The sequence below is a fragment of the Acetobacter farinalis genome (genome assembly GCF_011516935.1).
Lineage (GTDB): Bacteria > Pseudomonadota > Alphaproteobacteria > Acetobacterales > Acetobacteraceae > Acetobacter > Acetobacter farinalis.
On sequence record NZ_WOTF01000032.1, the window covers coordinates 1 to 9,833 of the forward strand.

Annotated in this window: 8 protein-coding genes; 7 read left to right on the forward strand and 1 reads right to left on the reverse strand. The window is 56.1% G+C overall.

From position 1 onward, the window contains the following. Positions 1-118: 118 nt before the first annotated feature. The 4 genes from GOB82_RS12510 to GOB82_RS12525 all read left to right on the forward strand — a co-directional run bounded on the left by GOB82_RS12510 (position 119) and on the right by GOB82_RS12525 (position 3,472). Positions 119-925 carry a carbon-nitrogen hydrolase family protein gene (locus GOB82_RS12510; protein WP_338078195.1) on the forward strand — a complete coding sequence of 269 codons (807 nt, stop codon included), beginning with the start codon at positions 119-121 and terminating at the stop codon, positions 923-925. Positions 926-941: 16 nt separating this feature from the next. Next, positions 942-1,355: a ketosteroid isomerase-related protein gene (locus tag GOB82_RS12515; protein ID WP_166123581.1), complete on the forward strand. Its 414-nt coding sequence runs from the start codon at positions 942-944 to the stop codon at positions 1,353-1,355. A gap of 78 nt (positions 1,356-1,433) precedes the next feature. Beyond that, entirely contained in the window at positions 1,434-2,285 is an 852-nt protein-coding gene (gene choW / locus GOB82_RS12520; RefSeq protein ID WP_166123583.1) for a choline ABC transporter permease subunit, read from the forward strand. Further along, positions 2,282-3,472, forward strand: a complete 1,191-nt coding sequence (locus GOB82_RS12525; RefSeq protein WP_338078196.1) for a quaternary amine ABC transporter ATP-binding protein — start codon at positions 2,282-2,284, stop codon at positions 3,470-3,472. Before choW ends, GOB82_RS12525 begins: the two co-directional genes overlap by 4 nt. 175 nt (positions 3,473-3,647) lie before the next feature. Here GOB82_RS12525 and GOB82_RS12530 read toward each other — a convergent pair whose 3' ends face one another. Then, complete coding sequence (locus tag GOB82_RS12530) at positions 3,648-6,083, reverse strand: TonB-dependent receptor (RefSeq protein ID WP_242007410.1); 2,436 nt, start codon at positions 6,081-6,083, stop codon at positions 3,648-3,650. A 309-nt stretch (positions 6,084-6,392) separates the two neighbouring features. On the opposite strand from GOB82_RS12530, the gene GOB82_RS12535 reads away from it, so the two are divergent. The 3 genes from GOB82_RS12535 to GOB82_RS12545 all read left to right on the forward strand — a co-directional run bounded on the left by GOB82_RS12535 (position 6,393) and on the right by GOB82_RS12545 (position 9,423). Next, a complete protein-coding gene (locus GOB82_RS12535) occupies positions 6,393-6,575 on the forward strand; it encodes a hypothetical protein (RefSeq protein WP_166123585.1) in 183 nt (60 codons plus the stop codon). Positions 6,576-6,723: 148 nt separating this feature from the next. After that, positions 6,724-8,031 (forward strand): serine hydroxymethyltransferase, encoded by a 1,308-nt coding sequence (glyA, locus tag GOB82_RS12540; protein ID WP_377792229.1) that lies wholly within the window; start codon positions 6,724-6,726, stop codon positions 8,029-8,031. Between the two features lie 21 nt (positions 8,032-8,052). Next, positions 8,053-9,423, forward strand: coding sequence for an L-serine ammonia-lyase (locus GOB82_RS12545; protein WP_166123587.1), 1,371 nt, complete (start codon positions 8,053-8,055; stop codon positions 9,421-9,423). Positions 9,424-9,833 lie beyond the last annotated feature (410 nt).

Genomic DNA, 9,833 nt, shown 5'->3' on the forward strand with positions numbered 1-9,833 from the left:
TCTGCTCAAAACGCAGATCAAAAGCTCTCCAGAAAACCGTCAATCAAATCGCCAAAACCCAGAAATTACTGGCCAAGCACATCAATCAACGGTTCTTCGATCCCTCCATCTGGACCGTGTGGTTGCGGAGGGTGCACGGCAGGCCGATCTGCTGCTGCTGCCCGAATATGCCTGCATGGAAGCCGCTCCGGCGGTCATGGAGCAGGAGCAGTCCGATGCCACGGCGGAATTGCGGGCCATATGCCAGCATAGTGACACACTGCTGGAGATCATGACCGGCGTGGCGCAGCGCCACGGCGTGTGGCTGATGCCCGGTACCCTGCCTCGCCCTGAACATGGTTTTGTCCGGAACCGGGCCCCCCTGATTGCGCCCGATGGCCGCGTGGCGTTTCAGGACAAGCATGTCATGACCCGTTTTGAGAGCGAGATCTGGGGCGTGCGGGCCGGAGAGCCACCGGGCGTGTTTGAAACGCCCTGGGGCCTGATTGGCACCGCGATCTGCTACGATTCTGAATTCCCGATGCTGACACGCGCGCAGGTTGAGGCCGGAGCATGGCTGATTCTGGTGCCGACCTGCACGGATACGCTGCAAGGCTTCAACCGCGTCCGCCTCTCCGCACAAGCGCGAGCGCTGGAAAACCAGTGTTTTGTTGCAGTGGCACCCACAGTTGGTGAGGCACCATGGTTGCAAACACTGGATATGAATTGTGGCTGCCCCGCGATCTACGGCCCCGTGGACCGCGGGTTCCCGCCTGATGGCATTCTTGCCCAAGGGGCGATGAATACGGCGTCCTGGGCTTTTGCCACGCTTGATCCCGCTACATTGGCCGCAGTGCGGGAGGACGGGGCCGTGCGCAACTGCCGTGACTGGCCAGCCCACGTGCCCGCATCCGGCTTTCTCCCTTTCACTTCACGTTTCCTCTGACTGACAGGAGCCCGTCATGCCCGTTGAATCCTCACGAGACTTGATAAAAATATATTATAATACCTTCAATTCTGGAGACAGGGAGGCCTTTCTTGCTCTGCTGGCGGAGGATGTCGTGCATGACATCAACCAGGGCGGCAGCGAGACCGGGGTGGCGCTGTTCCGTGCCTTTCTGGCCCGCATGGACCGGTGCTACCGCGAGACCATCCGTGACGTGGTGGTGATGGTTAATGAAGACGGTAGCCGTGCGGCGGCGGAATTCGTCGTGCATGGCACGTATCTCAGCACGGATGATGGCCTGCCGGAGGCAGCCGGGCAAACCTACGTGCTGCCGGCAGGTGCGTTTTTCACCCTGCGGGATGGCAAGGTCGCCCGGATCTCGAACTTTTACAATCTGCCGGAATGGACGCGTCAGGTTACGGAACACTAGTGCAGAAACACGAAATTTCCGCGAGGCACGCAAATTGAACGGAACGGCGTTGAACGCTGCTGAATAAAGGCCACACAGATGACGGCACCGGAACAATGGATTACGGACCATAAAATTCCCGTCGGCACTGCCATGGCGGCCATGATTGATATGGTCCGGCATTATGGGCTGGGGTTTTTTGATGCGATCAGTGATGGGATCGGGGCCTGTGTGGATGGCCTCACCATATCGCTGCTGAGTGTTCCGCCTTTGCTGCTGGTGGCGGCGGCCGTCGTCGGGGCGTGGTATCTGCACCGCTCGTGGGCGCTGGTGGCGCTGATCGGGCTGGGGTTACTGTTCATTATCAATCAGGGATACTGGAACGAGACGATGGCAACGCTGTCTCTCATTCTGTTTTCAACCCTGTGTTGCATGGCAATTGGTGTGCCGCTGGGTGTTGCCAGCGCGCATCGTGCCCGACTGGCGCAGGTGCTGCATCCGGTTCTGGATCTGATGCAGACATTGCCAACCTTCGTGTATCTTATTCCGACCCTGATCCTGTTCGGGCTGGGCACTGTGCCGGGTATCATCTCCACCATCATTTTCGCGATCCCCGCCCCAATCCGCATGACGCAGATGGGTATTGCCCGCGTGCCGCGCGCCCTTATCGAGGCGGGTGAGGCCTTTGGAGCAACCGAACGGCAGATCCTGTGGAAGGTGGAACTGCCTGCCGCGCTCCCGATGATACAGGCGGGCCTGACGCAATGTATCATGCTCAGCCTTTCAATGGTCGTGATTGCCGCACTGGTCGGGGCCGGAGGGCTGGGGGTACCCGTGGTGCGCGCGCTGAATACCGTGCAGGTCGATGTCGGCTTTGAATCTGGTTTTGTTATCGTACTTCTCGCTGTCATGCTCGATCGTCTTTGCCGTTCGAAGGAGTCTGCATCATGAGCAAAATGACGAACGCGGCACTGGAATTCCGCAATATTGATATCCTGTTTGACCGCAGCGGGCGGCGTGGTGCGATCGAGGCAGCACTGGCGCGGCTGGATGCTGGCGAAACGCGTGAGGAAATCAGCCGTGCCCTGAAGGTCACCGTGGGGGTTGCGGGTGCAAATCTCGCTGTGGCGCGGGGCGAGATCAGCGTGCTGATGGGGCTTTCGGGGTCTGGTAAATCGACTCTTCTCCGTGCGGCCAATCGCCTGAACCAGCCTGTGCGTGGTGAGGTGCGGATTGGTAACGGCTCTGCCTGGCTCGATATCGCACGCTGTGATGATGATACACTGCGCGCATTGCGCAAGACGCGCATTGCCATGGTCTTCCAGCAGTTTGGCCTGCTCCCCTGGCGCAGCGTGCGCGATAATGTGGGGTTTGGTCTTGAATTGCGCGATATGGCGCCGTCAATCCGAAAGGAAATTGTCGAGGAAAAGCTGGAGCTGGTCGGCCTTTCAAACTGGGCAGATGCCCGGGTTCATGAATTGTCTGGCGGTATGCAGCAGCGTGTGGGGCTTGCACGCGCCTTTGCAACCGATGCTGATATCCTGTTGATGGATGAACCATTTTCCGCGCTTGACCCGCTCATCCGCCGGAAATTGCAGGACGAGCTGATGGATCTGCAAAAGCGGCTGAAGAAAACCATCCTGTTTGTCAGCCATGATATTGATGAAGCTCTGAAAATCGGCAGCCATATCACGATCATGCGTGAAGGGCGTATTATTCAGACCGGCACTCCTGATGATATCGCCCTGCGTCCGGTCAATGATTATGTGGCGGAATTTATCCGCCATATGAACCCGCTGCCAACGCTTCTTGCTTCAACCTTCATGCGCCACACGCAGGATTTGCCTCTTCGGCCGGACGGAATGCTGGACGGGGGCACTCTTGCCCTCAGCCCGGAGGGGAGAGTGGTTCACATTGCTGGTCAGGAGAGAGTGCTCAGGGCCTTTCAGGAGTGGGAGCAGGGGGCTGTCTGCGTTGTCCCGGCGAAAATGAGCCTGGGTGAGGTTATCGCGTTGCGGCAACGCAGCGGCTTTCCGGTTCTGGTGGAGGATGAGGGCGCGTTGGTCGGAGTATGTGATGATGCCGACATCCTTCAGGCCCTGTCAGGGGAACGTCGTTATGGGGTGCCAGTCCTCTGAGGCATAGTGCGGCCTGATGCAGGGGTCCAAGAGCAATCAGGGTCTGGTGGGGTGACCACCAGACCCTGATTGCTGTTATAGGCATTGTGCTGTTGTGAGTGCGCGGGTCCGCCACGAAACCCTGTGAAGGAGCACTCCGGAGAGGAACTCCTTCACAGGGGGCGGGAGGGCCTCCTCAGAATTCGGCGCGGATTGATCCGAAAAACTGACGAGGGGGAGAGATCAGGAACGATTGATAATCACCCGATAGCGGGAAACCGTTTTCACCCATTGTCGTGACATAGAACTTGTTTGTCAGATTGTAGATATTGAAATCAAGTTCCAGATTCTGCACAAAACCCAGAGCAGACGCATATTTCCCCATATTGCCAAATTTGTAGCGCATGCCGAAATCTGCCTGCCAGTAGGACGGCACCTTGGTGTCACCCGTATAGCTCAGATTGCGTTGTGACATGTAGGAGGCATCGATATGCGCATCAAAGTTGCGATAGACGTAGCTCAAGCTGGATTTATACATCAGGCGCGGATAGGCCACGACCTGCGAGCCTTTGGTATAATAAGTCACCCCCTGTGATGACACGTTACTGTCATATGTCGAGTGGTTCCAGCTGATGCTGTTATACAGGGAAAGGCCGTGGAACAAGTGCAGTGTCAGGCCAGCATCGACACCATTCATCGTGATATTGCCGACATTCAGCACCGTGGAAATCGGGTTGACGATATTGCCGGACGTGATCTGCTGGAGCCTGTTTGAAAAATCTGTGTGATAGGCATGTAGTGTCGCGTCAAGAAGGCTGTCAGAGTAGCGGTATCCTACTGCGTAGCTCCAGTCACTTTCAGGTTTCAGGGTGGGCCGGGCGTAATTGAACGCAGCCTGTGTCACCGCGAAAGGTGAGGCAACGGTCTTGTACTGTCCCTGTGGGTAAGCATGCACGTTTTCAGCAATATCAAAATAGAGTTCGTGATGCTTCAGGAAGTGCCAGTCACCGCTGATATGCGGCAGGAAGGCGCGAGCAGTTGTCAGGGTGCCAGCGGCTGAGGAAGCTGCGCCGTAATAAGACGTATTGAGATACCCATCCCCCGCGCGTGAGGTGTTGAGCATCGATTTGAACCCGAAATGCACGGCAAGGTTTGGCAGCGGGTTATACGTATCCTGAACGAAGGCCGTGAAGGTATTCGTGTTCGTGGTCTGCCCGAAAAGCTGCATGAAGGGCGTCTCACGAGGGTTGCCGATCGGGTTGAGCGGCGTGCCCTGAATAACGCCATTGACCACATTTGGCTGCGAATAGCCCCACATTGATGAGACAAACTGGTTATTTTCATACCAGACGCCGCCTTCAATATGGTTATGGGCAATCTCGTACCGAACAGAGGAGAGAATGCCAAAGCGCTGGATGCTTGGCTCCTTCACCTGTTCATACATCGGTGCGCCGGAAGGAGAGGGATAGAACGGATTGGTCCAGTGGTTGAACTGGTGTTCACCGTGCCCGTAAAATGTGGTCTTCCACCGCATTCTGTCGGTGAGGCGGAAGTCTCCTGTCAGCCCGCCGAAGAAATCAGTCGCGGCGGATGCGCTGTCGTAATAGGCCGCATCCGCCTTGTCACTGATCCCGTTGAGGGACGCAGGATAATGCCCCTGTGCAGCCTGAATGGCGGAGAGATAGCCGCTGTTTTTTCCATTATAGTAATTGTCTATGTAAGGGCCGCCATTTTTCAGGATATCCAGAGAGTAATCCTGATAATTGAATTGTTCATACTGGCTGAAATCAAAGAAGGTGGAAATCTTGCTGTCATCCCCCACGGGCTGGACGAGTTTCGCATTCACCTGCTGAAAGAACTGGTTGCCCCCACCTTTCCATTTATCGGTGTCGTTACGCATGTAGGAGACATAGAATTTGGTGCCGGTATGGTTCAGCTTGCCGCTGTCAAAGCGGATGAAGGAATGATAAAGGGCATTGCTGCCGAATGTCTGGGCCAACGTGCCGCCCATCTTCTCCTTCGGGTCCGAGGAATGATACGCGATCGAGCCACCAAGATTGTTGGTGCTGGCAACGGATTCAGCACCCGCACCGGTCGAGACATCCAACCTTCCGACATTTTCCGAACTGATGGCCTGAACAGGGTTCAGACCGTTGTAGTTGCGGTAGGATAATTCACCCAGAGGCATGTCATCCAGTGTCGTGCTGATCTGGTTCTGCAGGAAACCGTGCATGTAGATCTGGGTGGACCAGGTATCCACCCCCTGCGGATCATCCGACTGGAACATCACGCCGGGCTGTTGCGCCAGCACCTTGAGCGGGTTTGTGCCGGGAACAGCCCGGGCAATGGCGCTGGCACCGAGCGTGATCATGGTGCCATGTGCACGACGCCGAACCGAAACGGCGATATCTTCATTCTGTGGCGGGGGCATTCGGAACACAGCGCGTTTCGCCGCGACATGGCGAGGGGGTGGTGCGGGCACCGCAACGCTTCCGGCTGCTTTCCCATGATGCCGCCCGTGAGGTGATGCTGCCTGCGCCACATGGCTGGTCACCAGAACGGAAACCATGATGGTGGACGAGAACAGAACCGTCGAGAGACGTTGATCGTTGTTTTTTACAGGTCGTTGCATGCTGTTAAGGACTCCGGGATCTCCAGTTTCTGACGCGGATTCTAAAAAGCATTCTTCAGGCTTGAACGAACTCCGATACATTTCCCTGACGAGAGCTGATCGTCGTTATCTGCCTCTTCTTCCCCCGGATTGGTTTGCCGGGGCGGATCACACCAACGGCAACCGCATGCCCGCAGGAGGCAATACGGTCGTTCATGTGCGTAATCCCTTATGGGACAAGGCTCCGTTTACCTGATTCCATTGTAATTCCGAAACAATGGATACCGTGTCGCGCATGGTGTGAGGTTAGAAAGCTGGATTGAAGCATGCATGAATGAAAGCGACGCATCTTATTTCGGATTCGTCACAAAAAACATATTCCCGATACAGGCCGAAAAACGTTCCGGCTTGCCGCGTGCAGGAGTGCGTGAGCGCTCAGCCTTTCCTGATATCAGAAAAACCGTGGTGCGGTGCGGTCTGTCGCAGCACTACAAGTCTGTGTCGTTTGTATAAGCGATAAGGCCACACAAACTATCCTAGGATTTTCAACACTCAGCACTTCAGCGTGTGCATCACAGTCGAGATCCGGATGATATCAGGGAGCAGATGCACTCCCGGGTAAAAAGTGGTCTTGCATAGGAAAGGCAGCCTTATGCACCTTATGATGAATGAAAAAGAACAGAGTGAACGCCAGCGTTTTTTTGGTGAACCTCTTTTGGAAACCGACCCGGACGTTGCAGAAATCCTGCGTGATGAACTGCATCGGCAGCAGGACGGTATCGAATTGATCGCGTCCGAGAATCTGGCTTCTTTTGCTGTTCTGGAAGCACAGGGATCGGTTCTGACCAATAAGTATGCCGAAGGTCTGCCGGGCAAGCGCTATTATGGCGGGTGCGTGGATGTGGATCGTATTGAAGCTCTGGCCATTGACCGCGTAAGGAAACTCTTCGGTGCGGAATTCGCCAATGTGCAGCCTCATTCCGGTGCCAATGCCAATCAGGCGGCGTTCATGGCGCTCGGCAAGCCCGGTGATGTCATACTCGGTCTCAGTCTGGCGGCTGGTGGGCACCTGACGCACGGAGCAGCACCCAACTACTCGGGTAAGTGGTTTCGCTCCGTGCAGTATGGGGTTCATCCTGATACGGGCTTCCTCAATTATGAGGAGGTGGAGCGTCTCGCACGTGAGCATCAGCCCAGAATTATTGTTGCGGGCAGTTCTGCCTATCCGCGCATTATCGATTTCGCGCGCTTCCGCAAGATAGCGGATGAGGTTGGCGCTTTTCTGATGGTCGATATGGCGCATTTTGCCGGTCTGGTTGCAGCGGGGCTTTATCCGAACCCGCTACCGCACGCTCATATTGTGACCAGTACAACGCACAAGACCCTGCGCGGGCCACGTGGCGGCATTATTCTGACCAACCATGGTGATCTCGCGAAAAAAATCAATTCTGCGGTTTTTCCCGGCCTGCAGGGTGGTCCATTGATGCATGTGATTGCCGCCAAGGCAGTTGCATTCGGGGAGGCGTTGCAGCCGTCCTATGCATCCTACCAGCGTGCGGTTATTGAAAATGCGGAAGTTCTGGCCGATGAATTGCTCAAACGTGGGTTTGACATCGTGACAGGTGGCACGGATTGCCATCTCGTTCTCGTTGATCTGCGCCCGAAGAAGGTGACTGGTAAAGTTGCCGATGCCGCGCTGGAGCGTGCAGGGATCACTGCCAACAAGAATGCGGTGCCGGATGATCCTGAATCTCCCTTCGTGACATCAGGCGTGCGGTTGGGCAGCCCTGCCGCCACGGCACGGGGCTTTGGTAAGGAGGAATTCCGCGAGATTGGCCGTTTTATTGATGACGTTCTCAGCGCACACGGGACACCCGCCGCCGAAGAGGTTGAAAAGCGCGTGCGGGCGGAAGTTCAGGAACTCTGCAGCCGCTTTCCCATTTATGATGTCGCCTATCCGGGCGCCTGAGCACCGTTTGTCGAGAGCCGCATGATCAGTCTGTTCGACCTTTTTAAAGTTGGTATTGGCCCGTCTTCCTCTCACACGGTTGGGCCGATGCGTGCCGCGCAGCGTTTTGCGGCGTCACTCCCAAATCTGGAAAGGGTGGCCCGGTTTCGGGTCACTCTCTACGGCTCACTGGCCTGGACCGCGCAGGGGCATGCGACAGACACGGCGGTTATTCTCGGTCTGTCCGGGGAAAGTCCCCAGACGGTTGATCCGGATGCAGCTACCACGGTCGTGGCGGATGTCAGGGCCAGCCGCAGCGTGCGTGTGCGGGGGCAAACCATTGTTTTTGATCCTTCGGCAGATCTGGTGCTGGATCGTGAGACCATTCCGCCGGTCCATCCGAACACCTTGCAGTTCGAGGCTCTTGATAACGCAGGCACGCCGCTGGAATGTGTCCGCTTCTGTTCGGTGGGGGGCGGCTTTATTGTCCATGAAAATGCAACGGAAAATTCGGGCTACCTTCAGCCTGAGGTGCCGTTTGATTTTGTCAGCGCGGAGCAACTTCTTGAGCGGACAAGGGAGAGCGGGCTGAGTATCGCCGGTGTCGTGATGGCTAATGAAACCGCCTTGCGTTCATTTGACGAGACAGAGGCATATCTGGATCATATCATTGATGTCATGATGGCGTGCATCGAACGCGGATTGAGCCATGGCGGCGTTCTGCCGGGGCGTTTGAAGGTTCGCCGCCGTGCCGCGGCGCTTCATGAACGCCTGCGCGCCCGGGAGACTATCAATGCGCAGTCATCACACGGGATCATGGATTGGATCAGCCTGTTCGCCATTGCGGTGAATGAGGAAAATGCCTCCGGGGGACGTGTGGTGACAGCTCCCACAAATGGTGCTGCAGGAATTATTCCAGCTGTGCTCAGATATTATCGTGATTTCTGCCCGCATGCGTCTGAAAGTTCCGCCCGTTTGGGGATACATGAATTTCTGCTGACAGCTGCGGCGGTTGGGGGGCTGTTCAAGCTCAATGCGTCCATTTCCGGAGCCGAGGTCGGGTGCCAGGGGGAGGTGGGTGTTGCATCCTCCATGGCTGCAGCCGGTCTTGCCGCGGCGTTGGGGGGAAGTCCGTTTCAGGTCGAAAATGCCGCTGAAATCGCGATGGAGCATCATCTGGGCATGACGTGTGATCCCGTTGCAGGGCTGGTTCAGATTCCCTGCATCGAACGCAACGCCTTCGGCGCGATCAAGGCAATCAATGCGGCGTCACTCGCTTTGCATGGGGATGGTACGCACCATGTCTCCCTTGATCAGGTGATCCGCACAATGGCCGAGACAGGGCGTGATATGAACCATCGTTACAAGGAAACGTCTCTTGGTGGATTGGCTGTCAATCTTCCAGAGTGTTAGTGCCGCTTCTGTGCGCAAGGAGCCATGAACAGGAGAGGATGCGCATTCAAACAAGAAGATAGAGCATTTTTATGAAACCGGGTTGGGTGGGAGTGCTCTGGGCGCGTTCCCCGGAAAACCGCCAACGCTCTCGCTCTTGCATGGCGCGATGCGGGAGCATTGTCCATGAGGGTTTCACTTTTCTTGAAATGGAAAGGTCACGATCTCATCATATTTTTTTAGGTAGAGATAGAAATGTTTAGTCTGAAGAAGGAGATTGGCGTGATCTCACTCATCGAGACGTCCTGGAAGACTGGTCCGGTAATCCCCCCATTTTTAGAGGGGTTCTGACTGAGAATTCAGGCAGCTGCTTTTAGTTTCTGGGCGGGTGTGAACCCACCGTTCCCCATGTTGGGTCTGTCATGATTATA